We start from the raw sequence: 247 nt of genomic DNA on the forward strand, positions 1-247 counted from the left end.
GCAGCAGCACGAGGCCCTTGATGACCTGCTGCAGGGACTGGTCGACACCCAGCAGCTGCATGCCGTTGGAGATGACGCCGACGAGGAGGCCGCCGATCATGGCGCCCTGGACCTTGCCGACGCCGCCCCCGCCGACGCCGTCGTCGTCGAGGACGTCCCGCTCCTGGTGGAGACCGGAGCGGCACCGGGCTACCCGCTCGTCGTGGTCGTCGAGGCCCCCGAGGAGGAGCGGGTGCGCCGGCTGGTG

At 72.5% G+C, this 247-nt stretch carries 2 pseudogenes; one reads left to right on the plus strand and one right to left on the minus strand.

What is annotated here, in order from left to right:
* Positions 1-127 (minus strand): annotated as a pseudogene (locus tag GTQ99_RS27655) (sugar ABC transporter permease); the annotation flags it as partial.
* A gap of 39 nt (positions 128-166) precedes the next feature.
* Between GTQ99_RS27655 and GTQ99_RS27370 the strand changes: the two are divergent.
* Positions 167-247, plus strand: a pseudogene (locus GTQ99_RS27370) (dephospho-CoA kinase); the annotation flags it as partial.

It is taken from the genome of Kineococcus vitellinus (genome assembly GCF_009906315.1).
Classification (GTDB): domain Bacteria; phylum Actinomycetota; class Actinomycetes; order Actinomycetales; family Kineococcaceae; genus Kineococcus; species Kineococcus vitellinus.